General features: G+C 61.2%; 25 protein-coding genes. 8 read left to right on the top strand and 17 right to left on the bottom strand.

Going from position 1 to position 24,818, the window contains the following annotated elements; genetic code table 11:
* Window positions 1-17: 17 nt before the first annotated feature.
* From C8C92_RS05795 to nosZ, 7 genes are all read right to left on the bottom strand, one after another.
* Window positions 18-335 carry a c-type cytochrome gene (locus tag C8C92_RS05795; protein ID WP_099760591.1) on the bottom strand — a complete coding sequence of 106 codons (318 nt, stop codon included), beginning with the start codon at window positions 333-335 and terminating at the stop codon, window positions 18-20.
* A gap of 96 nt (window positions 336-431) precedes the next feature.
* Window positions 432-953, bottom strand: coding sequence for a nitrous oxide reductase accessory protein NosL (locus C8C92_RS05800; RefSeq protein WP_099760590.1), 522 nt, complete (start codon window positions 951-953; stop codon window positions 432-434).
* Window positions 950-1,774 (bottom strand): ABC transporter permease subunit, encoded by an 825-nt coding sequence (locus tag C8C92_RS05805; RefSeq protein WP_207780972.1) that lies wholly within the window; start codon window positions 1,772-1,774, stop codon window positions 950-952. The genes C8C92_RS05800 and C8C92_RS05805 overlap by 4 nt, the downstream gene beginning before the upstream one ends.
* On the bottom strand, window positions 1,758-2,717 hold the full coding sequence (locus C8C92_RS05810; RefSeq protein ID WP_099760589.1) for an ABC transporter ATP-binding protein: 960 nt from the start codon (window positions 2,715-2,717) through the stop codon (window positions 1,758-1,760). The genes C8C92_RS05805 and C8C92_RS05810 overlap by 17 nt, the downstream gene beginning before the upstream one ends.
* Window positions 2,686-3,954 (bottom strand): nitrous oxide reductase family maturation protein NosD, encoded by a 1,269-nt coding sequence (locus C8C92_RS05815; protein ID WP_099764282.1) that lies wholly within the window; start codon window positions 3,952-3,954, stop codon window positions 2,686-2,688. Before C8C92_RS05815 ends, C8C92_RS05810 begins: the two co-directional genes overlap by 32 nt.
* A gap of 29 nt (window positions 3,955-3,983) precedes the next feature.
* Window positions 3,984-6,161: a NosR/NirI family protein gene (locus C8C92_RS05820; RefSeq protein ID WP_116743243.1), complete on the bottom strand. Its 2,178-nt coding sequence runs from the start codon at window positions 6,159-6,161 to the stop codon at window positions 3,984-3,986.
* A 53-nt stretch (window positions 6,162-6,214) separates the two neighbouring features.
* Window positions 6,215-8,128 carry a TAT-dependent nitrous-oxide reductase gene (nosZ, locus tag C8C92_RS05825; RefSeq protein ID WP_116743244.1) on the bottom strand — a complete coding sequence of 638 codons (1,914 nt, stop codon included), beginning with the start codon at window positions 8,126-8,128 and terminating at the stop codon, window positions 6,215-6,217.
* Window positions 8,129-8,431: 303 nt separating this feature from the next.
* On the opposite strand from nosZ, the gene C8C92_RS05830 reads away from it, so the two are divergent.
* Together C8C92_RS05830 and lpxC are read left to right on the top strand one after the other, a co-directional pair.
* Window positions 8,432-9,274 carry a DMT family transporter gene (locus C8C92_RS05830; RefSeq protein WP_116743245.1) on the top strand — a complete coding sequence of 281 codons (843 nt, stop codon included), beginning with the start codon at window positions 8,432-8,434 and terminating at the stop codon, window positions 9,272-9,274.
* A gap of 50 nt (window positions 9,275-9,324) precedes the next feature.
* On the top strand, window positions 9,325-10,260 hold the full coding sequence (lpxC, locus tag C8C92_RS05835) for a UDP-3-O-acyl-N-acetylglucosamine deacetylase (RefSeq protein WP_116743246.1): 936 nt from the start codon (window positions 9,325-9,327) through the stop codon (window positions 10,258-10,260).
* Window position 10,261: 1 nt separating this feature from the next.
* On the opposite strand, the gene C8C92_RS05840 is transcribed toward lpxC, so the two are convergent.
* Window positions 10,262-10,771 carry a DciA family protein gene (locus tag C8C92_RS05840; protein ID WP_116743247.1) on the bottom strand — a complete coding sequence of 170 codons (510 nt, stop codon included), beginning with the start codon at window positions 10,769-10,771 and terminating at the stop codon, window positions 10,262-10,264.
* A gap of 279 nt (window positions 10,772-11,050) precedes the next feature.
* Here C8C92_RS05840 and secA point away from each other — a divergent pair, with 279 nt between their 5' ends.
* Window positions 11,051-13,819, top strand: coding sequence for a preprotein translocase subunit SecA (gene secA, locus C8C92_RS05845; RefSeq protein ID WP_099760584.1), 2,769 nt, complete (start codon window positions 11,051-11,053; stop codon window positions 13,817-13,819).
* 86 nt (window positions 13,820-13,905) lie between these two features.
* Here secA and C8C92_RS05850 read toward each other — a convergent pair whose 3' ends face one another.
* Window positions 13,906-15,090: an alpha/beta hydrolase gene (locus C8C92_RS05850; protein ID WP_165829294.1), complete on the bottom strand. Its 1,185-nt coding sequence runs from the start codon at window positions 15,088-15,090 to the stop codon at window positions 13,906-13,908.
* 341 nt (window positions 15,091-15,431) lie between these two features.
* On the opposite strand from C8C92_RS05850, the gene argJ reads away from it, so the two are divergent.
* From argJ to C8C92_RS05875, 5 genes are all read left to right on the top strand, one after another.
* Window positions 15,432-16,670 (top strand): bifunctional glutamate N-acetyltransferase/amino-acid acetyltransferase ArgJ, encoded by a 1,239-nt coding sequence (gene argJ, locus C8C92_RS05855; protein ID WP_116743249.1) that lies wholly within the window; start codon window positions 15,432-15,434, stop codon window positions 16,668-16,670.
* Window positions 16,667-17,548: an ATP-binding protein gene (locus tag C8C92_RS05860; protein WP_116743250.1), complete on the top strand. Its 882-nt coding sequence runs from the start codon at window positions 16,667-16,669 to the stop codon at window positions 17,546-17,548. Before argJ ends, C8C92_RS05860 begins: the two co-directional genes overlap by 4 nt.
* On the top strand, window positions 17,545-17,967 hold the full coding sequence (locus tag C8C92_RS05865; protein WP_116743251.1) for an NUDIX domain-containing protein: 423 nt from the start codon (window positions 17,545-17,547) through the stop codon (window positions 17,965-17,967). Before C8C92_RS05860 ends, C8C92_RS05865 begins: the two co-directional genes overlap by 4 nt.
* A gap of 120 nt (window positions 17,968-18,087) precedes the next feature.
* Window positions 18,088-18,297, top strand: a complete 210-nt coding sequence (locus tag C8C92_RS05870; RefSeq protein ID WP_099760580.1) for a DNA-binding protein — start codon at window positions 18,088-18,090, stop codon at window positions 18,295-18,297.
* Between the two features lie 12 nt (window positions 18,298-18,309).
* Window positions 18,310-18,726: a VapC toxin family PIN domain ribonuclease gene (locus C8C92_RS05875; RefSeq protein WP_099760579.1), complete on the top strand. Its 417-nt coding sequence runs from the start codon at window positions 18,310-18,312 to the stop codon at window positions 18,724-18,726.
* A gap of 13 nt (window positions 18,727-18,739) precedes the next feature.
* Here the strand turns inward: C8C92_RS05875 and yacG are convergent, their stop codons facing one another.
* From yacG to C8C92_RS05915, 8 genes are all read right to left on the bottom strand, one after another.
* Complete coding sequence (gene yacG / locus C8C92_RS05880; protein WP_034748814.1) at window positions 18,740-18,931, bottom strand: DNA gyrase inhibitor YacG; 192 nt, start codon at window positions 18,929-18,931, stop codon at window positions 18,740-18,742.
* A gap of 18 nt (window positions 18,932-18,949) precedes the next feature.
* Window positions 18,950-19,705, bottom strand: coding sequence for a cell division protein ZapD (gene zapD, locus C8C92_RS05885; RefSeq protein ID WP_099760578.1), 756 nt, complete (start codon window positions 19,703-19,705; stop codon window positions 18,950-18,952).
* Window positions 19,706-19,767: 62 nt separating this feature from the next.
* Window positions 19,768-20,415 carry a dephospho-CoA kinase gene (coaE, locus tag C8C92_RS05890; RefSeq protein WP_116745857.1) on the bottom strand — a complete coding sequence of 216 codons (648 nt, stop codon included), beginning with the start codon at window positions 20,413-20,415 and terminating at the stop codon, window positions 19,768-19,770.
* A gap of 33 nt (window positions 20,416-20,448) precedes the next feature.
* Window positions 20,449-21,318: an A24 family peptidase gene (locus C8C92_RS05895; RefSeq protein ID WP_099764280.1), complete on the bottom strand. Its 870-nt coding sequence runs from the start codon at window positions 21,316-21,318 to the stop codon at window positions 20,449-20,451.
* A 159-nt stretch (window positions 21,319-21,477) separates the two neighbouring features.
* The gene (locus C8C92_RS05900) at window positions 21,478-22,005 is read right to left on the bottom strand and encodes a DUF2867 domain-containing protein (protein WP_165829295.1); all 528 of its coding nucleotides are present in this window, start codon (window positions 22,003-22,005) and stop codon (window positions 21,478-21,480) included.
* Between the two features lie 80 nt (window positions 22,006-22,085).
* Entirely contained in the window at window positions 22,086-22,475 is a 390-nt protein-coding gene (locus C8C92_RS05905; RefSeq protein WP_116743253.1) for a hypothetical protein, read from the bottom strand.
* Window positions 22,476-22,598: 123 nt separating this feature from the next.
* Complete coding sequence (locus C8C92_RS05910; RefSeq protein WP_116743254.1) at window positions 22,599-23,942, bottom strand: AarF/ABC1/UbiB kinase family protein; 1,344 nt, start codon at window positions 23,940-23,942, stop codon at window positions 22,599-22,601.
* Entirely contained in the window at window positions 23,942-24,673 is a 732-nt protein-coding gene (locus C8C92_RS05915) for a TetR family transcriptional regulator (RefSeq protein WP_116743255.1), read from the bottom strand. Before C8C92_RS05915 ends, C8C92_RS05910 begins: the two co-directional genes overlap by 1 nt.
* Window positions 24,674-24,818 lie beyond the last annotated feature (145 nt).

A 24,818-nucleotide genomic window follows, 5' to 3' on the forward strand; every position in this document is an offset into this window, starting at 1 on the left:
GGCGGCGGCCAGCAGTCTTAATTGCTCTTGGCGACCATGTAGTCGACCAGTGCTTTCATTTCATCATCCTTCAGGCCTGGATTGCCGCCGCGTGGCGGCATCATTTTCACGCCGTTGATGGCGCTCAGGTACAGCGCCGGCTTGCCTTTGGCGATACGCGGTTTCCACCCCGCCTTGTCGCCAACCTTGGGCGCGCCCATGATGCCGCTGCCGTGGCAGGCCAGGCAGGTGGTGGAGTAGGTTTTCTCAACCTTGGCGGCGTCCGGCGCAGCGGCGGCGCTGGTGGCAGAGGTGATGGCTGCCAGCATTGCTGCCAGTGCAAGTAGTTTCTTCATGGTCTGTCTCTTTTCAAAAGTAAGTCGGCAAATGCCGGGGTAAAAACGGACCGGCGCTTTCCGCCGAACGGCAATGCCGGCCCAGGCGGTGGTGCTTCAATGCGCCATGGCGTGCGTCGGCATGGCGCCGCTGGCTTCGTTCAGCAGGGCCGGCGTGATCTGCTTGAAGCGCAGCACGCGGCCGCCTTCCTTGCGAACAAACGCTTCCGCGTCTACCTGCCGGCTGAACGAGGCGATGGCCGGGCCCATCGAGCCCTGCGCCTTGCTGCCTAATACATAGAGCGCGTCGTGTGCCCCGATCCAGTGGCCTTGCGGCTGTTGCCAGTTGGCGCTGCCCATGTCCTGCACGTAGAAGGCGCTGGTGGCGCGACGCTGTTCCGGCGCCAGCATTTCGCCGAGCAGTTCTTTTACGTCACAGAAGTAGCTGGTCTTGCCGTCGGCGAAGCGAACCTGCGCTTTCGGCCCAGGGAAGTCGCGCAGCAGCATGCCGTCCAGCGCACACGCGGCTTCGTCGGACGGATCAATGGCTGGCAGGTTGGTGGCGCTGTACGTGCAGGCGGCCAGCGCAAGGGTGGCCAGTGTGGCCAGCGCGCTCCTGCGCAGGTGGAAAATAGTCATGAAAATCTCCTGAGTGCGATAGAAAACGGTAAAAAAATCCAGGCCAGCATCACGCCCGACAGCAGCGCCGGGTGGGTCCAGCCTTGCGGCATCACGGTGGCCAGGCCATACATGGCTTGCGCCTGGTCCGAGCTGAACACGTTCAGCAGGCGAAATACGTCGGCCGGGTTCAGCATCAGCATGGCGGCGAACAGGCCGCTACCGAGCTGGCCCTGGCTGAGCACCATCACCCCCATCAGCAGCAAGTCGAACACCAGCACGAACAGGAACCACAGCGCCAGTGCAATGCCGCTGGCGCGGACGCGGTCGCGGGTGCTGACCGATACCAGCATGGCAATGCTGAGGAAGGCCAGTCCCATCAGCACGGCGCTGGCGACGAATTGGGCGTAGCGCCAGCCTTCGGCCACAGTCAGTTGCGAGAACAGCGGCAGCAGGCCGGCGCCAAAGCCGATCGCAGTGGCGCTGGTGAGCGCCGCCGCCAGGCCGAGATATTTTCCGAGCAGCACTTCCAGCGGCGTCACCGGCATCGACAGCAGTAGTTCCAGCGTGCCGCGCTCACGCTCGCCGACAATCGCGTCATAGCCGAGTATCAGCGCGATCAGCGGCACCAGATAGATCACCAGGCTGGACAGGCTGGCGATAGTGGCGTCGATGCCGTGGAAACCAACCTGTCCCTGCTGGGCTGCGCCGAAGTAGGCGATGGCCAGCGCGAAGAAGGCAAACACCAGCGCCACGGCCAGCACCCAGCGGTTGCGCAGCCGGTCACGCCATTCTTTTGCGGCCAGCACGCCGACCTGGCGCCATTCAATGCGTGCGCGCATGGGTGCCTCCGTAGCCGAGAAATACTTGTTCCAGTGTCGATTCCTGAATCGCGATGTCGTCGGCGCAAGCAGCCAACTGGCGCAGCACCGCCATCTTGTCGGCCCTGGCGCAGCGCACGTGCAGCTGTTCGCCATGCACCTCCAGCGCCAGCGCCAGCTCCAGCGGCAACGCGGCCAGCGCCACGCGCACGCCCGCCTGCAGCGCAGGCGCAATCGTGGCGGTAATGGTCAGCATCCGGGGCGCATGGGTACCCGTCCGCAGCTGCCTCAGCGTGCCTTGCGCGGCCACCGTGCCGCCTTGCATGATGAGCAGCTGGTCGACCCGGTGCTCGATCTCTGCCAGGATGTGCGAGGTGATGACGATCGTGGCGCCGCGTTCCTGCGCGGTGCGCAAGATGGCGTAAAAGTCGGCGATGCCTTGCGGGTCCAATCCGTTGGTGGGCTCATCGAGGAAGATCAGGTCCGGCTCGCCCAGCAGAGCCTGCGCCAGGCCGAGCCGCTGGCGCATGCCCTTGGAGTACGCCTGTACCGGCCGCGCGGCGGCATGCGTCAGGCCCACCAGGTCGAGCAACGGTGCGCAAGCAGCGCGCGCAATGTGCTTCAAGTCCGCAAAAAAGTGCAGTACTTCCTGGCCACTCAGGTTATCGTAGGTGAGAAAACTTTCCGGCAGATAGCCGACGCGCCGGCGCGTCTGGCGAAAGGCAGGTTCGGCCGCGTTCTGGCCCAGTACGTGCAGCGTGCCGGCGCAGGGCGTGATCAGACCGAGCATCAGCTTGAATAGCGTGCTCTTGCCGGCGCCATTGTGGCCGATCAGGCCGAACATGGCGCCATGGGCGATGTCAAAGCTGACGTCCTGCAGCACCGTGAGCGCGCCGTAGCGATGCCGGATGCCGCGCAGGCTGACGGCGGCTTCAGTTGTATTCGATGCGGGGAGCGATGTCATTCCATTTCTTCCAATTCTGTGAGAGCGGGCGCATGCGCGGATGGCGGTCGACTACGCTTGGCGCGCGCAGCAGCGGAAACTGACGCGCGGCAAAGCGCAGCGTCTGCAGCGCGGGGCTGGCGCCGAGCAGCTTGAGCAGCGGGTATTGCCAGTTCAGACGGTCAACCAGGTCGTTCGCTTCATACGCCACGTCACCCTGGCCGTCGCCGTTCTGGTCCCAGCCGTTGTAATTGCTCCAGTAGTTGCCTTCCTGTTTGCCCCATTCGACATCGCGCGCGGCAACAAAGCGCACCTGCTCCTGGTTGCCGATGAAGTCGTTGCCATCGACTTGGTTGTTCGACGAGCCGGCCGACAGGTGCACGCCGGTGCGGTTATTGATGATCAGGTTGTGGCGCAGCGTGTTGTACTCGGCGTCATAGATGAAAAAACCACGGTCGTTGCCGGCCACCACGTTGTCTTCGATCAGCGAGTCCTGGATGGTGCGCAGCATGATGCCGTGATCGGTATTGCCCCACGCGATATTGCGGCGCACGGTCAGGCTGCGCACCTCCATCAGCGCCAGCCCGGCCCGGCTCAGATATACCTCGTTGTCTTCCCAGGTACTGTGGTGGGTGTTCATGTAGTGCGTGCCGTAGCGAACATGGTGGATGCGGTTGTGGCGAAATTGCGCGTCGCGCGAAACGTCGACATAGATGCCGTCGCGCGTGTCGCTGATTTCGTTGCCGGTGACGCGCGCTCCGCGCGTGTCGTACACCTGGATGCCATTGCCGCGCTGCGCCGATTGCAGGTCGCGCCGGCCGGTGATGGTGTTGTTCAGCAAGAGCGCATCGTCAACGCCTTGCAGCCAGATGCCGAACAGGTTGGCGACCAGTCGACAGTTGTTGATCTGTACGCGATGCGCGCCAGGCACGATATAAATGCCGGCGTTCTGCGCAGTGAGGTCCGCGCCGCTGTCGATCACGATCAGGCCGATCAGGGTGACGTCGGGGGCGGTGATGCGGATGGTGTCGCCGTGTCCTCGGCCGCTGATGGTGGGATGGCTGCGCCCTTGCAGCGTCAGCGCCTTGTCGACCAGCACGTGTTCGTTATACCTGCCGGGTGCGATCAGCAGTGTGTCGCCTTTCTGCGCACTGGCGATGGCCGCATTGATCGACGTGCCCGGCGCCACTTCCAGCACGGCGGCGGCCAGGCTCGGCCCATAGCCGGCCAGTATGAGTGCCAGCACCAGCGCGCGCATCAGCGCCAGCAGGGCGGAAGGCGCCAGCATCATGCGTCTTCCTTGCCTTGCGACGGCAGCGTTGAGCGCAAGCTGTCGAGCGTAAGGAAGTAGCCGTCGGCGCCGATACGCGTCAGCGCTTCGCCCTTGGCAGCGCGCCGCTTGCGCTCTTTCACCAGGGGTGGACAGGCGTGATCGTCGTAGTACATCACCATGCAGTCCAGGCACAGCATGCATTCCATCTGATCGATTTTGCCTTGGCTGTCGATGGCGTGCGAGCCGCAACCGGCGGCGCAGGCGTGGCAGCTGGTGCATTCTGCCTTGCGCTTCAGACCGAACAGACGGAACTTGCCGGGCAGCGCCAGACCCGCGCCCATCGGGCACAGGTATTTGCAGTAGGGGCGTTCGCTGAACAGCGACAGGCCAAGAATGGCGCCGATAAAGAGCCAGAATGGCCAGCTGCGGTTCCATACGCCGACCAGGAAAGTGGTCTTGAAGGGTTCGATTTCGGCCAGATGTTCGGCCGTCTCCATTGAGAACAGGGATACGCCGATCAGGCCGAAGAAGATGGCGTACTTCAGCCAGCGCAGCTTGTCGTGCAGTGGTTTCGGCAGCAGTTTCTGCCAGCGTTTCAGGCCGATGGCGGAACCGAGTTTCAGCATCAGGTGCTGCAGCGAGCCGAATGGACATAACCAGCCGCAGAACAGGCCGCGTCCCCAGATCAGCACCGTGATGATGATGAACCACCAGAACAAAAAGATGAACGGATCGGACAGGAACAGCTCCCAGCGCCATTGATGGATCAGCGAATGGAGCCAGGTCATGATCTGCGTGATGCTGGGCTGTGCCTTCAGGTAGAAACCGATGAAGCCGGCGCTGATGAGCCACAGCACCAGCCGCGGCCAGCTGATCAAAGGCTTGTGCTTGCGCGTCGATGCACGCACCAGCCGGTCGCGTCGTGCGTACCAGATGGCGGTAAACAACAGGGTGGCGACGAAGAAGCCGATTTGCGCAATCCGGTCCAGCCAGATGTTTTGCCACGCCGGGCGCGCCGTCACCACTTTCGGATGGCCGCCTTCCAGATAGCGGGCCGGCAGCCAGTATGTCTGGTCGTAGTGGGTGAAGGTCTTGGCGCCCTTGGCGTCCAACTGATTGACCAGCAGCGTCAGCGTCCAAGGCCACGCCGGATTGAAGTGTTTCGAGCGGACGATGAAGATGCCCGATTCGCGGTATTGGGGCACATCGCCGGGCTGCAGGTGATACAGATTGAGATAGTCGGTATCGCGGAAGGTGTAGGTTTCAGGATCTTGCCGCACCTGGATGCGGTCGTAGATGCCGCCGCGCACAAAGCCCGAGCCCTTGAACGAGGTCTGGCCGATGGCGATGACGAAGATCGCATGCTCGTCCGGCTTGAGGTCGCGCATCAGGCGCTGGTAGTTGTCCTCGCCCAGCAGGCTGTTGCCCAGCGTCGGCGTGTTGAGGTAGCCGAAGTAGAGATCGATGTAGTCGCCGCGTGCGCTGTCGGCGCCGACTTCGCGCGCGGTGATCGTCAGGCGGCCGACCGAGCCCTCGTCGGCCAGCTTGCCCCAGTTGAGGCGCTCGTCGAGCGGCGTGAAGCGGGCTGGCGGCCGCGCCGCCGCAGTGAAGATGCCGACCTGGCGGCCGATCTCATAGGCGCTGCGGGAAATTACCTGGTTCTCGGCGATGGCCGTCACGGTGGCGCCGCTGATCGCGTCCAATCCTACGCTGCCATCGCCGCCACGGCCAATTTCCAGCCTGGCGTCACCGCGCAGGCCGACATATTGTCCGATGAACTTGAGCAGCGCCGATTCCGGTATGCCGGCCAGCAGGATCGGTTCGGAATGCTTGATCACGCGCACGCCGGTAATGATGCCTGCGGTGTCCATGCCGATCAGTGTAATGACTGGCTTGCCGGAATAGGCGGGAATGTCCACCACGTCGGTTGACAGGAAAACGTAGCCAACGAGCTTGCCGCCAGCGTCCAGCGCTTGCACATAGCGTGGAGAACCCATGCGCTGCGAGAAGCGCTGCGCTTGCGGCATCACGTCGCGGCAGGCGGCATGCGCGCACAGGTCGGCGCCGTGCAACAGTTCGGAGGAAAGTTCAGCGTCGTAGATGTTGGCGGCGGCGATGGGCGGCGCCAGCATAGCCAGTAACATCAAGCACGACGTCAGCGAATTGAACAAGGTTTTTAAAGTAGTCGTCATGAGAATATGCCATGCCGGCTGACGCATCAGCCGGCATGGACTTGCGGGACAACTCAGGCTTCAACCAGGAAACGGCTACGCATTTCCAGATGCAGGGCGTGGCAGAAGTGCGTGCAATACAACCAGAACGCACCGGCGTGATCGGCCTTGAAAGTGACCGACTTGGTTTCCTGCGGATTGACGATAAAGTTGATGTTGTAGGTCGGGATGGCGCAACCGTGGGTCAAATCTTCGACCTTGTCGTAGTTGGTCAGGGTGAGCGTGACTTCATCGCCTTTTTTGACCTTGATGACCGGCATGCTGAACGCCGGCGCTTGCGACATCAGACGCACATGCACCTTGTTGCCCTTGCGCTCGATGCCGGCGTTTTCCGGCGTGACGGCATTCGGGAAGTCGGTCATGGTGTGGATCTGGCGCGTCTTGACCACGTCGCGGCGCACGATAATGCCATCGTGCGGTTCCGGGTAGGCAGTGTGATCGGCTATCAGCTTCATGCTGGCGCCGCTGATGTCCACCAACTGTTCGGTTTCAGGATGCAGCGGGCCGACTGGCAGGAAGCGGTCCTTGGAGAACTTGTTGCCGGAGTTGAGGTATTTGCCGTCAGCTTCCCTGGTCTCACCCATCGATGAGTAATTGTGGCCCGGCTGGTAGTGCACGTCCAGCTTCTCGATGATGACCTTGGCGTTTTTGTCGCCCTTGAACTGGGCAATGGCTGCATCCACATTCCATTTGACGGCTTGGCTGTCGAGGAACAGCGAGGTATAGGCGTTGCCCCTGCCGTCGAAGGCGGTGTGCAGCGGGCCGAGGCCGATTTCCGGTTCGGCCACCACGGTGTCGCGCGGATCCTTGACGTTACCGTCGAACCACTGCAGCACCTTGCTCAATTCAATCACGGTGGCGGTCGGCGACAGCTTGCCGGAGCAGACGAAGTATTTTCCGTCCGGGCTGGCGTTGACGCCATGCGGGTTCTTGCTGACCGGGACGTACAGCGAGATCGCGCTTTTCGGATCGGCGTTGGCAGCCTTGCGGCCATCGACCACGGGGACCTTGGAACTGCCGATGGTGGTGAACTTGCCTGCCTTGACCAGGGCCTCGACGCGTTCGATATGCAGGAACACGCAGGCATCGCGCTCGGCCGCCATCATGCCGTTCAGGTCGGCGGCGTTTTCCACGTTGTACTGGTTGCAGGCGGCCAGCTTGCCGTCGTACGAGGTGGCGCACAGATCCATATTGCCGTCAACGCGCACCTGCCACATCACTTCCATGGTCTCTGCGCTGACGCAGCTGAACAACGCACCCCACTTGTCCGGATTGTCCAGGTCGCGGCCGTCGTTCGGCAGCGGGATATGGAATTCGGCGCCGCAGAACACGCGGGTGGTGTAGTCAATCTTCTGGTCGACCGGATCGCGCTTGTCAGGGAACAGGCCGTGGAAGCCGGCCACATTCGGCAGTTCGGTGATCTTGTCGCATTCCATGGTGTCCATGCGGATGCGCGCCACGCGTGAATGCAGCTTGTCGTTGATGAACAGCCAGCGGCCGTCATACGTGCCGTTCTTGTAGCTGCCGTGGACGTGGTGGGTGTCGCCGGTGATGTATTTCAGCGTGCCGTCGGGCTTGGTGCCGATGATGGCTTTCGATTCATTGGTAATACCCCAGCCGACCATGCAATCGACGTTGAACACCGGGATGCGCTTGAGCGTGCGCCCGGAAGGCAGGCCGAGCACCCGCGCTTCGCCCGAATGGCCGGAACTGATGAAAGCATAGTAGTCGTCCAGCTGGCCTGGCGCGATCTCGGTGCCATGGTGTGCGGCCGGTGCGGCAGCGCTCTTGCCGCCGGCGGCAACTTCCTCCTTGCAGCCGGCCAGGCCCAGCGTGACGCCAGCCAGGCCCAGCGCGGCGCTCTTGCCGAGAAAGCCGCGGCGGCTCGACTGCGTGTCGTTGGTGGTATCTATCTTCTTGCTGTCCATCTCTCGTTCTCCATCGTTGCAAAATTATAAACAAGGATTTTACATACATCTTTTAAAAAAACGATGACGTAGATCAAGCATTTCAGGCACCGCCGCCGCGATTGCGGCAGTACTTGATCCAGGCACTGTTTTCGTCGTCGCCCCTGATGAGCTGGCCGGCTTGCTATAATCAATCCCGGCAGCGCCTCCGCTGTGCTGGCTCCGGACGTCGCCATAATGACGTTCCCAGTGGTCCGCCCCGGGCCTGTCGTCAAGGAGCTTTCCCTGTCTTCTCGTCAAGAAAATCTGCACAGCATCTATGCGATGTTGATTGCGGTCGCCATGTTCTCGTGCATGGATACCGCCATGAAGCTGCTGTCTGCCCATTATCCCGCCACGCAGGTCACGGCGATGCGCTCGCTCAGTTCGTTGCCACTGCTGTGCGGCTACATGCTGTACCGCGGTGCGTTCAAGGGCATCTTCCGCATACGCTGGCCAATGCACCTGTTGCGCGCCGCACTCGGCATCGCCATGCTGACCACCTTTGCCTTCGGGCTGAAGTCGCTGTCGCTGGCCGAGGCATATTCGATCTTCTTCATCGCGCCGGCTTTGATCACGGCGCTGTCGGTGTGGGTGCTGAAGGAGCACGTGGGCCGCGGGCAGTGGGTGGCGATTGGCGTCGGCCTGCTGGGCGTGCTGGTGGTGCTGCGCCCCGAAGGCACCGGCTTCCTGTCGCTGGGCGGGCTGGCGATTCTGGTGGCAGCTGCCTGCTACGCCGTGTCGGCCATCAGCGCGCGCGTGCTGGCGCGCACCGACAGCACCGAGGCGATGATGTTCTGGCTGCTGACGCTGATGTCGATTGGCGCAGTAACGCTGGCGTGGAATATCTGGGTGCCTGTGCGTGCCGAACATGGCTCGACCTTGATGGTGCTGGCGCTGTCAGGCTTCTTCGGGCAGTTGGCGATCACCAAGGCCTTCAGCACCGGCAAGGCGTCAATCGTGGCGCCGTTCGAGTACACGGCGCTGGCCTGGGGCGTGGCGATAGACTGGCTGCTGTGGCAGGTGCTGCCGGATCGCTATACCTTGCTTGGCGCGGCGATCATTATCGCCAGCGGCATCTACCTGGTGCGGCGCGAGGCCGTGCATGTGGAAAGTGAGCATCCCTAGCATTTCTTTGCCGGTCAGCATTCCACGCCGCAACTGGATATAATCGTGCCATGTTAAAACAACGCACTATCAAACAACAGGTCCGCACCATCGGTGTCGGTTTGCACTCTGGCACCAAGGTCGAGCTGACCTTGCGTCCCGCCGCGATCGACACGGGCATCGTGTTTCGCCGCATCGACCTCGATCCCATCGTCGAGTTTCCCGCCAGCGCCATGGCCGTGGGCGATACGCGCATGGCTTCCGTGCTGATCAAGGATGGCGCCAGGGTGTCAACCGTGGAACATCTGATGTCGGCGGCGGCCGGCCTGGGCGTCGACAATATGTACATTGACGTGAATGCGGAAGAAATTCCCATCATGGATGGTTCCGCCTCGTCCTTCGTCTATCTGCTGCAGCAGGCTGGCGTGGAAGAGCAGCCGGCGCCGAAGAAATTCATCAAGGTCATCAAGCCGGTGGAAGTGCGTCACGGCAAGGGTGACGCGGAGAAATGGGCGCGTTTGTCGCCGTATGACGGCTTCAAGCTCGACTTCTTCATCGAATTCAACCATCCGGCCGTCGATGGTACGATGCAACGCGCCTCCGTCGACTTCGGCGACGTGTCGTATGTGCACGACGTGGCGCGCGCGCGCACCTTTGGTTTCATGCAGGACGTGGAAAGCTTGCGCGGCATGGGCCTGGCGCGTGGCGGTTCGCTGGAAAACGCCATCGTCATGGATGAATACCGCATCCTCAACGCCGATGGCTTGCGCTATGAAGACGAGTTCGTGCGCCACAAGATCCTCGACGCCATCGGCGACCTGTACCTGGTGGGCCACCCCTTGCTGGCGTATTACACGGCGCACAAGTCGGGCCACGCGCTGAACAACCAGTTGCTGCTGGCGCTGCTGGAGCAGCCCGATGCGTATGAAATCGTCTCGTTCGCCACGAACGCGGAAGCGCCGCAATCCTACCTGCGTCAAATGGAACGTGAGTGGTCTTTGACCTGAGCTAGTCCTTCGGTTCGCGGTGGTGGCGCAGCATATTGCGCAGCGCCGCGATCAACTGTTCATTCTGCTTCGACGCGGGCAGGGCCGTGCTCAGCTCTTCCAGGGCCGTCATGGCCTTTTCCGGCAAGACCAGTGCCCGCGTATGCACGATGGGCGCGATGCTCCTGATGACCTGCACTTTCAGCTTGATGCCTGAAATCTGCCAGCCCTTTCTTTCCAGTTCCCCTTGCAATTTTGGCAATTGCTGCTTGAGCTTGGCCGCCAGCGCCGCGTTCGGCGTGGCCAGCACCAGTTGGCCGCTCTCGAATTGCAGGATGTCGCAATGCTCGAACATCGCCGGCAAGGCCCTGGCGCAATCTTTTTGCAGGGCGGCCAGGCGCGTGACGGTGGGCATCAGGGAAGCCATCGTGGCATTGCCGCGCAGAAAATCGGTTGCGCCCGTGACGGCCGGGCCTGAACGGGCAAAGCCGTAGCCGCGGCGCGGTGCCGGAGAGTAAGTGGGAGTTCGCATGGCCGAAACATAGCACACTCGCCCGCGCATGACGAGTGCGGCGGCGGGTGCGGCGCAGGCGGGCCGGCCGTATTGCCTTACAGTATGGAAAATGTCCGCAATTTCTGCCATTTGTTTGTCATTAAGCTATTGTTATATGGTGCATTAGCCCAACCTTGGCGGGAACGCATGATAAAATCATCGTCTTTTGCCATAGTCGAACTCCGTGCGGTCACGCGATTGTTACCTCGTTGTCACCTACCGAGCTTTTTTTAACGGCGTTTTTTCAAGAATTCAAGCATGTCATTACTGACCCAGATTTTCGGTAGCCGCAACCAGCGGCTGCTCAAGCAATACCAAAAAACGGTACGCGAGATCAATGCGCTCGAGCCGGCCATCGAAAAGCTGTCGGATGCCGAGCTGCAAGCGAAGACGCCTGCCTTCAAGGAACGCATCGCCGCTGGCGAATCGCTCGATGCCTTGTTGCCGGAAGCATTTGCCGTCTGCCGTGAGGCCAGCAAGCGCGTCCTGCGCATGCGCCACTTCGATGTGCAGATGATCGGCGGCATGGTCTTGCATTTCGGTAAGATCGCGGAGATGGGCACGGGCGAGGGCAAGACCCTGATGGCGACCTTGCCAGCCTACCTGAATGCCTTGTCGGGCAAGGGCGTGCATATCGTCACCGTCAATGATTACCTGGCGCAGCGCGATGCCGAGACCATGGGCCGCCTGTATGCGTGGCTGGGCCTGTCGACGGGCGTGAACATGTCGCAGATGGAGCACAGCGCCAAGCAGCAGGCGTACAACTCCGACATCACGTATGGCACGAACAACGAATTCGGTTTCGACTTCTTGCGCGACAACATGGTCTACGAAGCGCGCGAGCGCGTGCAGCGCAGCCTGAACTTCGGCATCGTCGATGAGGTCGACTCGATCCTGATCGATGAAGCGCGTACGCCATTGATCATTTCGGGCCAGGCCGAGAACCATACGGACCTGTATTACAAGATCAATGAAGTGCCTGCGCTGCTGACTTTGCAGATCGGCGAAGAAACGCCGGACGGCAAGGGCAAGGTTGACGTGCCGGGCGACTATACCAAGGATGAAAAGGCGCACCAGGTGCTGCTGACGGAAGCGGGCCACGAAAAGGCCGAGCGCATCCTGATGGAAATGGGTCTGCTGCCGGAAGGCGCTTCGCTGTACGATTCGGCCAACATCAGCCTCGTGCATCACCTGTATGCGGCCTTGCGCGCGCATGCGCTGTACTTCAAGGATCAGCACTACGTGGTGCAGAACAGTGAAGTTGTCATCGTTGATGAATTCACGGGCCGTCTGATGACGGGCCGCCGCTGGTCCGATGGCTTGCACCAGGCCGTCGAAGCGAAAGAAGGCGTCAAGATCCAGAACGAGAACCAGACCCTGGCCTCGATCACCTTCCAGAACTACTTCCGCATGTACGCCAAGCTGGCCGGCATGACCGGTACGGCAGACACCGAAGCATACGAATTCCAGGAAATCTACGGCCTGGAAACGGTCGTGATCCCGCAAAACCGTCCGTTGCAGCGCAAGGACCGCCAGGATCAGGTCTACAAATCGTCGGCGGAAAAATACAACGCGATGTTGAACGACATCCGCGACTGCTACGAGCGCGGCCAGCCCGTGCTGGTCGGTACGACCTCGATCGAAAACTCGGAATTGCTGTCGGGCATCCTGACCAAGGCCGATTTGCCGCACAACGTGCTGAACGCGAAGCAGCATGCCCGCGAAGCGGAAATCATCGCCCAGGCAGGCCGTCCGAAAGCCATCACCATCGCCACCAACATGGCCGGTCGCGGTACGGACATCGTCTTGGGCGGCAACGTCGAGAACCAGATCAAGTTCATCGATGCCAATCCTGAGCTGAGCGATGCTGAAAAAGCCGAGCAAGCGAAGAAATTGCATGACGAATGGCAATCCTTGCACGACCACGTGGTCAATGCGGGCGGTTTGCACATCATCGGCACCGAACGCCACGAATCGCGTCGCGTCGACAATCAGCTGCGTGGCCGTGCCGGTCGCCAGGGCGATCCGGGTTCGTCGCGCTTCTACCTGTCGCTCGACGACGCGCTGCTGCGCATCTTCGCCGGCGACCGCGTGCGCGCCGTGATGGACCGTCTGAAAATGCCGGAAGGCGAACCGATCGAGGCGGGCATCGTTTCGCGTTCGATCGAATCGGCCCAGCGCAAGGTCGAAGCGCGCAACTTCGACATCCGCAAGCAATTGCTGGAATACGATGACGTCGCCAACGACCAGCGTAAAGTCATCTATCAGCAGCGTAACGAACTGCTGGAAACGACCGATATTTCGGAAATGATCGGCTCGCTGCGCCATGGCGTGTTCACCGACCTGGTGCACGAGTACGTGCCGCACGAATCGGTGGAAGAGCAGTGGGATATCAAGGGCCTGGAAAATACCCTGTCCAGCGAATGGCAGCTCGACTTGCCGTTGCAGCAAATGCTGGAAGCCGATGCGACCCTGACGGACGAAGAGATCCTGGAAAAAGTGCTGGTCGCGGCCGATGCCGTGTACCAGTCGAAGATCGATATCGTCGGCAAGGAATCTTTTGGTGGCTTCGAGCGCAATGTCATGCTGCAAAGCGTCGACAGCCACTGGCGCGAACACCTGGCGGCGCTCGATCACCTGCGCCAGGGTATCCACCTGCGCGGTTATGCGCAGAAGAACCCGAAACAGGAATACAAGCGCGAAGCGTTTGAACTGTTTGGCCAGATGCTCGACATGATCAAGAACGACGTCACGAAACACGTGATGACGGTACGTATCCAGTCGCGCGAAGAAGTCGATGCGGCCGAACAGGCGATGCAGCAGTCGCACGTGGAAAACGTGCACTACCAGCACGCCGAGTTCGACCCGAACGCGGCGCCGGAAGAACTGTTGGCGCCTGCGGCAGGCGGCAACACGGACAACGTCGACGACATGAGCGTGAGCATGGGCGTCAAAGTGGGCCGCAACGACCCATGCCCTTGCGGCAGCGGCAAGAAGTACAAAGCCTGTCATGGAAAATTGGCGTAAAGCCGGTTTGACAGCTTGAACAAGAACGGAGACTGCGGTCTCCGTTTTTTTATGTCCGCGATGGCATGCGCTGCGTGTTCATGTGTTCAGGGAAATGCCCAGTATTGCGGCGCCTGCGACGGAATGCCTTTCAATCCGCCACGGTTCCTTGCCCGTTGCCCCGTCTTGATCATGGTGGCGATATCGGTCAGCAAGACGCGGTTGCTGGCGAAGTAATCGTGTCCCATGAAGTTCATGATGACGGTCGAGGCATCGACGAATTCCATGCCGGGGATGCCGACGACGGGGCCGCGGATGTCGCCTATCCTGTCCCAGTCGGCAAAGGTGTAGGAAGCGCGCATGGCCTTGTCGTTTGCGGACGCGTACAGCGTGGTGGGGAGCTTGAGGCTGGCAAAACGGGGGGCGATCTGGTCGCGGAAGACATCGGCATTGATGTCCGGCGCCGCCAGCACCACCTGCTTGAACAGGGGCAGCAGTTCGGGGCGTTTTTCCAGCAGGTTGGCCAGGGCCACGGTCATCGGGCGGTTGCCCATGCTGTGGGCGATCAGGTAGATATCCGTGGCGGACGAGTTCTCCGCGAAGTCTGCCAGGAAGGCCTGCAGGTGCGCCTGCGTCCATTCGGCCGAATTCTGGTCGTATTCATAGCCGGCCAAGGTACCTTTCGACGGCCAGCTGTAGAACACGGGCAGGGCGCCGATATCGAGGTCGACCGCCATCTGCGCCGTGCGCCGGGCCGCGTCGTCAAACGAGTTGCTATAGCCATGGATGTAGATGAAGGCGGCGCGGCGTTCCGGGGCGGCTTGTATCCTGGCCTTGACGGTGGCGAGGAAATCAGCGCGCGACAGGCGCGTGGCTCCCTTGATCAGCACATATTTTTGCGCATTATCGCTGGAAAGGATGGCGTACCAGGGCGGCAACGGCAGTTCACCCGGCGCTCTTTTTTCAGGGATGCTCACCACGACGCTGCCATAGCTGAGGTAGGGCGCCGCGCGGTTGGGCTGCCAGCCATAATTGTGGCTGCGGGCCTGGTATTGCCTGTCGGTGGCGTAATACACGGTGACGTGCATGGCGCCGGCTGGCGCAGTCTCGTTGCCGGACGCCAGCGTGCCACCGTTGCCGGTGCTGCCGACCAGATTGCCGAGGTTGCCCAGCAAGCCACCCATGCCCGACCATGCACTGCCCGACGGCTTGATCGTCGATGGCGGCGCTACCGCGCCAGGCGGCGCTTCAGATGCCAGTCCGGCAGAGTCGTAGTCTGTGCGCTGTGTCACACCATCCTGCACCGTACAGGCCGTCAACCATGTCAGCAGGCATAACAGACGCAACAGACGCAACAGGCATGACAGATCCGCATCGCTGTGCTGCATTCGGTTTGACTGAGCATGCGCCATGACATCCTCCCTGGCCGGTGCGATGGCATGACTCACCATCGTCCATGCCCCTACCTTAGCGCCGCCAGGTGGCATGGTTCTGATAAATCGCAAACCTGGCCACGCTGCCGACCCGCTGCGGCGCAGCCGGGGCCAGCGCGACTATTCATTTGCCGTATGTTCAACGGCGCCGCGAAGGCGCTACAATAGCGCTTCCCTTTTCCCTCGCAGAAGAAATCACCATGGCCGTCAATTCTCCCAAGCCCGTCGCCGCCGACTTGAAAGCCGTCGCCGGCATTGAAATCGGTGTTGCCGAAGCCGGCATCAAGAAACCCAACCGCAAGGATTTGCTGGTATTGAAACTGGCGCCGACGGCCACCGTGGCCGGCGTATTTACCCTGAACCGCTTCTGCGCCGCGCCCGTGCAAATTGCGAAAGCCAACCTGGCGGCCGTGACGGCCGGCGCCGCGCCTATCCGCGCGCTGCTGGTCAACACGGGCAACGCGAATGCGGGCACGGGCGAATCGGGCCTGGCCGACGCACAGGCCAGCTGCGCCGCGCTGGCCGAGCTGCTGGGTTGCACGCCGCAGCAAATCCTGCCGTTTTCCACCGGCGTGATCCTCGAACCGCTGCCCGTGCAGCGCCTGGTCGCCGGCTTGCCGCAAGCCGTGGCCGCGCTCACTTCGGACAATTGGTTCTCGGCCGCCGAAGCCATCATGACCACCGACACGCAGCCGAAAGCCGGCTCGCGCACGCTCACCATCGGTGGCCACACGGTGACCCTGAGTGGCATCAGCAAGGGCGCCGGCATGATCAAGCCGAACATGGCCACCATGCTCGGTTTCCTCGCGTTTGACGCCACCGTGGCGCAACCGGTGCTGGACCAGCTGGTGAAGCAGGCGGCCGACAAGTCGTTCAACTGCATCACCATCGACGGCGATACGTCCACCAATGACTCGTTCATGCTGGTAGCGACGGGCGCGGGCAGCCTGGTCATCGATTCCATCGACTCGCCGCACTATGCGCAACTGGCCGCTGCCGTCACTGAACTGTCGACCTTCCTCGCGCAAGCCATCGTGCGCGACGGCGAAGGCGCCACCAAGTTCATGACGGTGACCGTGGAAGACGGCCGCAACGTGGAAGAGTGCCGCAAGATCGCCTATTCCATCGCCCATTCGCCGCTGGTGAAAACGGCCTTCTTCGCCTCCGACCCGAACCTGGGCCGCATCCTGGCCGCCATCGGCTACGCGGGCGTGGACGACCTGGATGTGGGTCAATTGAATTTGTACCTGGACGACGTGTGGGTCGCCAAGAATGGTGGCCGCAACCCGGACTACCAGGAGCAGGATGGCCAGCGCGTGATGCAGCAAAGCGAAATCACCATCCGCGTGAAACTGGCGCGCGGCGACGCTACGGCGACCCTGTGGACGTGCGACCTGTCGCATGACTACGTGTCGATTAACGCTGACTACCGCTCATGACCGGTCTCGATCAATTCCTGCTGCGCGCGGAAAGCTTGCTGGCGCGCGTGGAAGCGATCCTGCCGCAGGCGACGCCAGCGCCGGACTGGACCAGCTTTGCCTTCCGCTGGCGCCGGCGCCAGGGTGCAGCAGCTTATTTGCAGGCCGTGGCCCACGTGTCGAACATCGCCTTGGACGACTTGCACAATATCGGCACGCAAAAAGCGCAAATTGAACAGAACACGCGCCAGTTCGTCAGCGGCCGCCCGGCCAACAACGTGCTGCTGACGGGTGCGCGCGGCACCGGCAAGTCATCCTTGATCAAGGCATGCCTGAACCAGTTTGCCGGCCAGGGCCTGCGCCTGATCGAAGTCGACAAGGCGGATCTTGCCGACCTGCCCGACATCGTCGACCTGGTGGCGGCGCGCCCCGAGCGTTTCATCATCTTTTGCGACGACCTGTCGTTCGAAGAGGGCGAGAATGGCTACAAGGCGCTGAAAGTGGCGCTCGATGGCAGCATCGCCGCGCAATCGGACAATGTGCTGATCTACGCCACCTCGAACCGCCGTCATCTGATGCCCGAACGCATGTCGGACAATAGCAGCTACAAGACGGACGACGATGGCGATTTGCATCCGGGCGAGACGGTGGAAGAGAAAATCTCGCTGTCCGAGCGTTTCGGCCTGTGGCTGTCGTTCTATCCGTTCAAGCAGGATGACTACCTCGACATCGCGGCCCATTGGCTCGCTTCCTTCGGCTGCACGCCGGAGCAGATCGCGGCAGCGCGCGGCGATGCCCTGCGCTGGGCCTTGCAGCGCGGTTCGCGTTCGGGCCGTGTCGCCTGGCAATTCGCGCGCGATTATGCTGGGAAACTACCTGTGGGAAAGTTGCCGCAATGAGCGAAGTGAAAGTGAAACCGGTCGATGTGGCTGTTGGCATCCTGATGAAGCCGAATGGCGACGTGCTGCTGGGCCAGCGCCCGGCCGGCAAGCCGTATGACGGTTATTGGGAATTCCCGGGCGGCAAGGTCGAGCCGGGCGAAGCCATTTTTGACGCCTTGAAACGCGAGTTTGTCGAGGAACTGGGGCTGTATATCGACAGTGCCGAAGCCTGGTGCGGCGTCGAATATGTGTATCCGCACGCCCATGTGCGCCTGCATTTCTATATCAGCCACGAATGGCGCGGCGAGCCGCAAAGCCTGGAAGGGCAGGCGTTCGCCTGGCAGGGCACGGTCGGCGTGGAACCTTTGCTACCTGCCACCATTCCCCTGCTGGAATGGCTCGACGAGGTGCGCCGGGAATCCCTGGCGTCGGCCTGATGTTCAATCGCGCCAGCGGGCAGCGCCATGCTGCGTGCTGGCGCAAGCTTTCCTGTGACTTTCCTTGTATCGTGCGCGCTTTGCGCTACAGTGCTTGCATCACGCACCGGGGAGTTTCGCATGCCGCTGACACTGACCTTTACCGATACCGATGAATTGCTGATCGCCGCGCTGCACAAGCGTGCCCGCGCGCATGGGCGCAGCATCGAAGAGGAGCACCGCGACATCCTGCGCAGCGCCTTGCGGCCGCTGCCGAAGCGCCCGCTCGACGATATTTTGCGCGGCATGCCCGATGTGGGGCTGGATGCGGATTTCGAGCGCCGCCCTTGAATCAGCACGATTATGCCCGCCTATCTGCTCGACACGGATGTGATCGTTGCGGCGCGCAAGGGCGGCGCTGCGCCGGCAGGCGTGCTCACATTTTTCGAACGGGTAGCGCCTGAGGCGCGCTATGTGCCGGTGCAAGTGATCGCGCAGTTGCGTGCGGGCATACAGCGCAGCTGGCGGCGCGAAGCGGCGCTGGAAGCACTGGCGCTGGAAGGCTGGCTGGAAGCCGTGCTGGCAGAATATGCGCCGCGGCTGCTGGAATTTGACCTCGATTGCGCACTCGTGTGCGCGCGCCTGCATGGCCGCGGCCATGTGCACGGCGTCGATGGACAGATCGCGGCGATGGGCATCGCCTATGGCTTGACGGTGGTCAGCGGCAGGCTCGACAGTTTCGTGACGCAGGGGCTGCGCCTGGAAAATCCGTTTAATTGAGGCTAATTGAGATTTACTGCGGTTTGTTGTCTTCGTCTGCCAATGGATCTTCGAACGGATCGGCGGCGGGGATCGTGTATTTTTCCTCGGCCCAGGCACCCAGGTCGATCTGCTTGCAGCGTTCCGAGCAGAAGGGGCGGAATTTGTTGGCTTCAGTCCATTCGACTTTGGCGGCACAGGTAGGGCAGTTAACGACGGTCATGATGGGGCAAATAAGTAACAGTTAAAAATTGCAGAGCGTGAGCTCGAACGGAACATCGACTTCCAGCGGCTTGGGTTTCACATCGCCACCCTGGGTTGTGAAGCGTACCCACAGCATATATTTGTTGGCGGAAATTTCCGGGATGGCGCCGATGTTTTCATCCAGGCTCAGGCGCAGCATTTGATACACCTTGCCTTGCAGCATTTGCTGGTAGCTGCCGCCATTGGCGATCAGTTTAACGGGTCCGCCGGAATCGCGCAGCAGGCGCAAGACCAGGGCCAGCGCATCGAACAGGGGCGCCAGCGGGGCGAACCAGGCGTGGATATCGGTCAGGCGCTGCTCGGAGCTGCGTTTTTGCCAGGCAAAGTAGGAAGGCAAGTCGAATTCGCAGGCGCCGCCCGGGATGATGGTGCGGCCGCGAATACTCATCAGCCATTCATTGTCGCGGATATTCTGCCCCGTCTTGCCTTGCGCCGCCACCAGGGCGCCGCTGACACTGTCGAGTTCACCGAGGATGGCGTCCAGGGTTTCCGGCTCCACATTCGGATTGCTGCGGTAGCCCAGCAGGCTCTGGCGCTGGCGCTCGAGTTCCTGCAGCAGGTCGGACTTCAGGTCGGCGCGGCCGGCCACTTCGAGCATGTCGAAAATGGTTGCCAAGGCGACATGATGTTGCATTGCATGCTCTTGCTGGATGAAGAACTTGAATTTGTCGTACAGGTCTTCCAGACGCAACAAGGTACGTATGCGTTCGTTGAAAGGGTATTCGTAGACAATCAAAATAATTCCCTTAAGTAAGGACCTGCAAACAATCCCGTGATTTTGAACCAAGCGTCGACAAATTACAAACGTTGCGGCCCGATTCCGGCCATTCTTTTTGAAAATGCCAGATATAAATCGTGCAACTGGGCAATCTGCGGCGCCAGGGCGGCCAAATCGCCATTATTGTCGATCACATCGTCCGCCGCCGCCAGGCGCATGGCACGCGTGGCTTGCGTGGCCATGATGGCTTTGACTTGTTCTTCCGATAAGCCATTGCGTGCCATCACGCGCGACACTTGCAGGCTTTCCAGGCAATCGATGACCAGCACGCGGTTGACTCTTTCCACCCAGCCGCCGGACTCGACGAGCAGGGGTACGGCAAAGATCACATAGCTGCCCGTCGCTGCGGCGGCCGCCGCCAGGGTGGCCTGGCGGATGCGCGGGTGCAGGATGGCTTCCAGCCTGGCCTTGGCGGCGGCGTCGGCAAACACCAGGTTGCGCATTTTTGTGCGGTCGAGGGCGCCGCGCGCATCGGCATAGTCGGGGCCAAATTCCGCCACCAGGGCCGGCATGGCGGCGCCGTTCGGTGCCGTCAGGCTGTGGGCGATCTGGTCGGTATCGACGATGGTGGCGCCGTGCGCGGCGAACAGGTCGGCCACCGTGCTCTTGCCGCAACCGATACCGCCGGTGAGGCCGACGCTGAAATAGGGGACGTTTTGTGTTTGCATGTATTTATCCAAAGGGGCGCGGTGCTGCGCCAATCAGCCGGTCATGCCTGGTATGAGGCGCGACAGGGGCGTGCCGTACAGCAGCGCGATCAGGCCTGCCGCCGCCAGGTAGGGGCCGAACGGAATCGGTTTGTCGCGCCCCCGCCTGGCGAAGACGATCAGGCCGATGCCGACCACGGCGCCGACCAGCGATGACAACAATATGATGGTCGGCAACATGGTCCAGCCCAGCCAGGCACCGAGCGCCGCCAGCAATTTGAAGTCACCATAGCCCATTCCCTCCTTGCCTGTCGCCAGCTTGAAGGCCCAGTACACGGCCCACAGTGCCAGGTAGCCGGCGGCCGCGCCGATGACGGCGTCCTGCAGGGGCACGAAGGTGCCATTGATGTTGACCAGCAGACCTGCCCACAGCAAGGGAAAGGTCAGGTCGTCGGGCAGCATTTGCGTGTCGGCATCGATGAAGGTCATGGCGATCAGCAGCCAGGCAAACACGAGCGTGGCCAGGCCCGTCCAGCCGCTGCCGAAGTGCCAGATCAACAGGGCCGACAGCGCGCCCGTCAGCAGCTCGACCAGCGGGTAGCGCACGGAGATGGGGGCCTTGCAGGCGCTGCACTTGCCGCGCAGCAGCAGGTAGCTGATGACGGGGATGTTTTCCATGGCCGTGATGCGGTGGCCGCACGCGGTGCAGTGCGAATGCGGCAGCATCAGGTTGTAGCGGTCCGTATGCGGCAAGGGCAAGCCGCTTTCTTCCGCTACATAATTATCGGATTCGCGCTGCATCATTTTCGGCACGCGGTGAATCACCACGTTGAGGAAACTGCCGACGATCAGGCCGAACAGGGCGGCGACGAGGGCGACGGGCAAATTGCCGGGCGCGGCGAACAGCAGGGTATCTTGCAGCATGGTGGATGGGTCTGAGGTGATGATGTTGCCGCGCAAACATTGCCTGGCACTGCCGCAGTGTAAAACATCTGCCAGCACATGGGGATGTTTTGCGCAGGGCGCTGGAAACGCCTGCGCTGCCTGTAGATGGTCAATATTCGGTTGGCGGCAACAATGAGGTCACCTTTCCGGCTTGCGGAGCACCTTGTCGCGCCGGTTGAGCGCGCGCCCCAACAGCGAACGAGTCAGCAGTTTATGAAACGGCATGATGATAAACAAATAAACTCTGCCAAAGAGATTGTTTATTTTAACCAAGGTTGAAACCGTCACTTCCGATCCCTGCAAACTCGGTTGAATGCTTATCCAGATCCGAAAATCCAGATGCTTGTCGTCACCACCGACGACGACTTCAGTGCCCGTACTGGAAATAATCGGAAACATGCCTATCTTCCCCAGCCCGCGATCGTTAAAGCTGATACTTTTCTTTAGTCCCAGCGGTGCGACGATTGCGTTGCGCAGAATAATGAGCCAGGTGAGCATGCGATGCGGTTCAGCGAACACGGCGCGCCCCGCTTGTTCGGCGTCCACAAAGGTTTGATCCCCCTGACCGGAATAGCCGTCGGAGAAATCAATGCGCGTCAATCCTGACGCCGACATGGCTGCTGCCGGTGCGGCAATGAAGAAGACTTTGTTTGCTTCGTTTGTCATGAATAAAACTCTCTCTGTAAAGTGAGTGACGGTCGGACTGCGGTTGTTTTGATTGGCGCGCATGCAAAATTGGACGGGCCTCAGTGCTGGCCCGCCAGGACCGTTCTTGCCGACTGCGCGTCGGCTTTCAGTGCGAAGTAGGTCCACATTCCTCCAAGCAGATCTGCGACGCCGAAAAAAACGATGATTGGGCTGGCAAGGCCAATGGCAGCGAAGGTCGTGAAGGCCGCGAACACGAAGAGGCGCGTGTATACCGACGCGACCAGAAACGGCTTGTTTTCGTGCTTGGCTGCGACCCACGCATACACGCCAAGCATGGATACGACAACGCCAAGCAAATGAATCCAGACCTCGGAGGTTGGCGGCATTTGTAAGATCGACAGCAAGAAGTTTGGCGCGACGACTAACATGGGCCCAATGACGAACAAGTAGAGGGCGAATACTTTGGCGCTATACGCAGACTTGGACATGTTTTTCCTTTTCGAGAGCGTTGCCGACAGGCTTGATGGTTTCTAGGATCAAGTGCAACACGGGGTGATTGAACGGTGGTACTCGGATACTGCGCAAGCCGGATGCAGAAACGTCGTATGCATTTAATGAATCCAGGGGTTGGCGGTGCGCACACGTGCACCGAGGGTTTTGAGAAGCTGGAGCAGACCTAAATAGGCCCGGTCGACGTAGGGCAGTTCCTCCGGCAAGGACTGCAGGTGCCGAAGTGCCTGGCGCTGATGCTCGGCTGATGGGCGTGGGTATGGCGGGTGTTGCGCAAAGTCATACACCGCCACGGTGAACGGCAACTTCTGCCAGGCATGCCGCTCGGCCATTGCCGGCAGCAGTTGCTGGCAAAAGTCCTGCTCATTCAGATTCGGCCCAATCAGGCCCAAGTCCCGATAGGCCTGATGCATGGCACTGTGGTCCGCCGGGTCGCGCAACTGTGCCGACCAAAGCGCGCTGAGCGCTTGGCAAAAGTCAGCGTCCAGCGCGTGGGTGCAGCCAAAGTCCAGCAGGCCCAGGCGGCCGTCCGGCATGAACAGATAGTTGCCCGGATGCGGGTCGGCTTGCAAGCGGTGCAGCACAAAGGTGCAATGAAAGAAGGCGTCAAACAGCAACTGACCAGCCTGGTCACGTGCGGCTTGATCGGGTTCGGTCAGCAACCATTCGTTCAGATGCAGTCCCGGCAGGCGTTGCATGGTCAGCACGCGGCGTGTGGTGCGGTCCATTACCGGCTGGGGGATCACCAGGCCCGGCAGCGTGAGATGCTGTGCAAACCATTGCATGGTCTGTGCCTCGTGCAAATAGTCCAGCTCCTCGGCCAGTTTCTGTTCGATGTCATCCATCATGCGCGCGATGATATCGGCTTTGGGCATCATCTCCGAGCGTTCCCCCCAGGCTTGCAGCAGGCTGCGCAGCATACGCATGTCGCTGCCTATGGAATCCGCCATTCCGGGGTATTGTAGTTTGACGGCCACGGCCAGACCGTCGCTCATGATGGCGGAGTGGACCTGACCCAGACTGGCGGCAGCAAAGGCGATCGGATCGAATTGCTGGAACAGGGCTTGCGGATCCTGGCCAAACTCCTGGCGCATCACTTTGATCACCAACGCGCGGTTCAGCGGCGTGACCTGATAGTGGGCGCGGGCCAGTTCCTGGCGCATGCCCTCGGGTAGAAAACCGAGTTCCATGCTGAGCAGCTGCGAGGCTTTGAGTGCCGTGCCCTTGAGCTGGTTCAACGCGGCAAACAGGATGCGCCCGAGTTCCGCCTCATGTGCCACGCGGGCCTGTTCCGTTGTCGCATCGTCGCGCGTCATCGACTTGGCCTTATGGCCCAGGTGGGTCAGCCCGGCCCGCGCCACTGCCATGCCGACAATCGCGCCACGCGAAAGGCGCCCGGTACGGGGCAATTGCGCAACTTTGTTCGTCCTGGTCGTGGGCCTCATCAGCGTACCCCGCCCAAGCCGCGGCGGGCCAATTGCAGCAGGTCCAGCAAGCCATTGCCGTCTTGCATCAGGCGCGCCAGCTGGCTGCGCACCAGGAAACCGCCCAGCTCCAGCAGCTTGTCCACCAGGCCGCTGCGCAAGGCTAATACCAGCACGCCCAAACTTAAATCGACCATTTGTGTGGTGTTGGAAAACTGCTCGGAGGTGTCGCGCAGCCAATACGCAATGACGCCGTACACATAGTCGGCCAACAGTCCGGCCAGGCTGGGCTTGAAGCCGCAAGGCACGATTTCACCGGTCGTCTCGGCCTGCTCCAGCATCTGGAGGAAGGTTTGCTGGAGCAAAGGCTTGCCGGGCAGTTGCTCGCCCAACAGCAGCGTGGGCGCGCGCTCCACCATGCCGCGCGCCAGGCCCACAAATTCGCGGTCGGCCAGCAAGCCTTCCAGCAGACTCTCGACCACCAGTTGCAGGCGCTCCTGCAGCGAAAATTCGTTCTGTCCCTGCGTCTGGTCGGCCTGCGCCACCGCGTCTGCAATGGCTTGCTGAAAGTAGGCGGTTACCAGTTTCTCCTTGGTAGGGAAGTATTTGTAGATGGTGGCATCACCGACGTCGGCGGCACGCGCGATCTGCTTCATCGTGGTGCCCTCAAACCCATGCTGGGTCATCAGGTCCACTGCGGTCTGAATGATCAGCCGATGGTTTTTGGCTTGTTGGGCTTTGGAAGTACGCATGATCGAAATTTGAAAAAGAGTGGAATGTCGGGGCGGGGCACAACAATCAAGTCTGGCCCTGCCATGCAAGAAGTGCGACGGCGAGCGGGTAGCCCCACCCCTGGGATTACCTCATGCCCTACATTGCGATACGAATATACAGTAT

Origin of the sequence: Janthinobacterium sp. 78, assembly GCF_003096775.1 — a bacterium.
GTDB classification, from domain to species: Bacteria; Pseudomonadota; Gammaproteobacteria; order Burkholderiales; family Burkholderiaceae_D; genus Janthinobacterium; species Janthinobacterium tructae.

What these genes read in the sequence shown, in the direction of transcription:
- C8C92_RS05830 (WP_116743245.1), top strand. Translation starts at nt 8,432, where the DNA reads ATGTTGATTGCGGTCGCCATGTTCTCGTGCATGGATACCGCCATGAAG.
- argJ (WP_116743249.1), top strand. Translation starts at nt 15,432, where the DNA reads ATGGCCGTCAATTCTCCCAAGCCCGTCGCCGCCGACTTGAAAGCCGTC.
- C8C92_RS05815 (WP_099764282.1), bottom strand. Translation starts at nt 3,954, where the DNA reads ATGCGCGCGCTGGTGCTGGCACTCATACTGGCCGGCTATGGGCCGAGC.
- nosZ (WP_116743244.1), bottom strand. Translation starts at nt 8,128, where the DNA reads ATGGACAGCAAGAAGATAGATACCACCAACGACACGCAGTCGAGCCGC.
- C8C92_RS05900 (WP_165829295.1), bottom strand. Translation starts at nt 22,005, where the DNA reads ATGACAAACGAAGCAAACAAAGTCTTCTTCATTGCCGCACCGGCAGCA.
- C8C92_RS05865 (WP_116743251.1), top strand. Translation starts at nt 17,545, where the DNA reads ATGAGCGAAGTGAAAGTGAAACCGGTCGATGTGGCTGTTGGCATCCTG.
- C8C92_RS05810 (WP_099760589.1), bottom strand. Translation starts at nt 2,717, where the DNA reads ATGACATCGCTCCCCGCATCGAATACAACTGAAGCCGCCGTCAGCCTG.
- C8C92_RS05800 (WP_099760590.1), bottom strand. Translation starts at nt 953, where the DNA reads ATGACTATTTTCCACCTGCGCAGGAGCGCGCTGGCCACACTGGCCACC.
- C8C92_RS05910 (WP_116743254.1), bottom strand. Translation starts at nt 23,942, where the DNA reads ATGAGGCCCACGACCAGGACGAACAAAGTTGCGCAATTGCCCCGTACC.
- C8C92_RS05915 (WP_116743255.1), bottom strand. Translation starts at nt 24,673, where the DNA reads ATGCGTACTTCCAAAGCCCAACAAGCCAAAAACCATCGGCTGATCATT.
- C8C92_RS05805 (WP_207780972.1), bottom strand. Translation starts at nt 1,774, where the DNA reads ATGCGCGCACGCATTGAATGGCGCCAGGTCGGCGTGCTGGCCGCAAAA.
- C8C92_RS05870 (WP_099760580.1), top strand. Translation starts at nt 18,088, where the DNA reads ATGCCGCTGACACTGACCTTTACCGATACCGATGAATTGCTGATCGCC.
- coaE (WP_116745857.1), bottom strand. Translation starts at nt 20,415, where the DNA reads ATGCAAACACAAAACGTCCCCTATTTCAGCGTCGGCCTCACCGGCGGT.
- C8C92_RS05840 (WP_116743247.1), bottom strand. Translation starts at nt 10,771, where the DNA reads ATGCGAACTCCCACTTACTCTCCGGCACCGCGCCGCGGCTACGGCTTT.
- C8C92_RS05905 (WP_116743253.1), bottom strand. Translation starts at nt 22,475, where the DNA reads ATGTCCAAGTCTGCGTATAGCGCCAAAGTATTCGCCCTCTACTTGTTC.
- lpxC (WP_116743246.1), top strand. Translation starts at nt 9,325, where the DNA reads ATGTTAAAACAACGCACTATCAAACAACAGGTCCGCACCATCGGTGTC.
- C8C92_RS05875 (WP_099760579.1), top strand. Translation starts at nt 18,310, where the DNA reads ATGCCCGCCTATCTGCTCGACACGGATGTGATCGTTGCGGCGCGCAAG.
- secA (WP_099760584.1), top strand. Translation starts at nt 11,051, where the DNA reads ATGTCATTACTGACCCAGATTTTCGGTAGCCGCAACCAGCGGCTGCTC.
- C8C92_RS05860 (WP_116743250.1), top strand. Translation starts at nt 16,667, where the DNA reads ATGACCGGTCTCGATCAATTCCTGCTGCGCGCGGAAAGCTTGCTGGCG.
- C8C92_RS05895 (WP_099764280.1), bottom strand. Translation starts at nt 21,318, where the DNA reads ATGCTGCAAGATACCCTGCTGTTCGCCGCGCCCGGCAATTTGCCCGTC.
- C8C92_RS05795 (WP_099760591.1), bottom strand. Translation starts at nt 335, where the DNA reads ATGAAGAAACTACTTGCACTGGCAGCAATGCTGGCAGCCATCACCTCT.
- C8C92_RS05820 (WP_116743243.1), bottom strand. Translation starts at nt 6,161, where the DNA reads ATGACGACTACTTTAAAAACCTTGTTCAATTCGCTGACGTCGTGCTTG.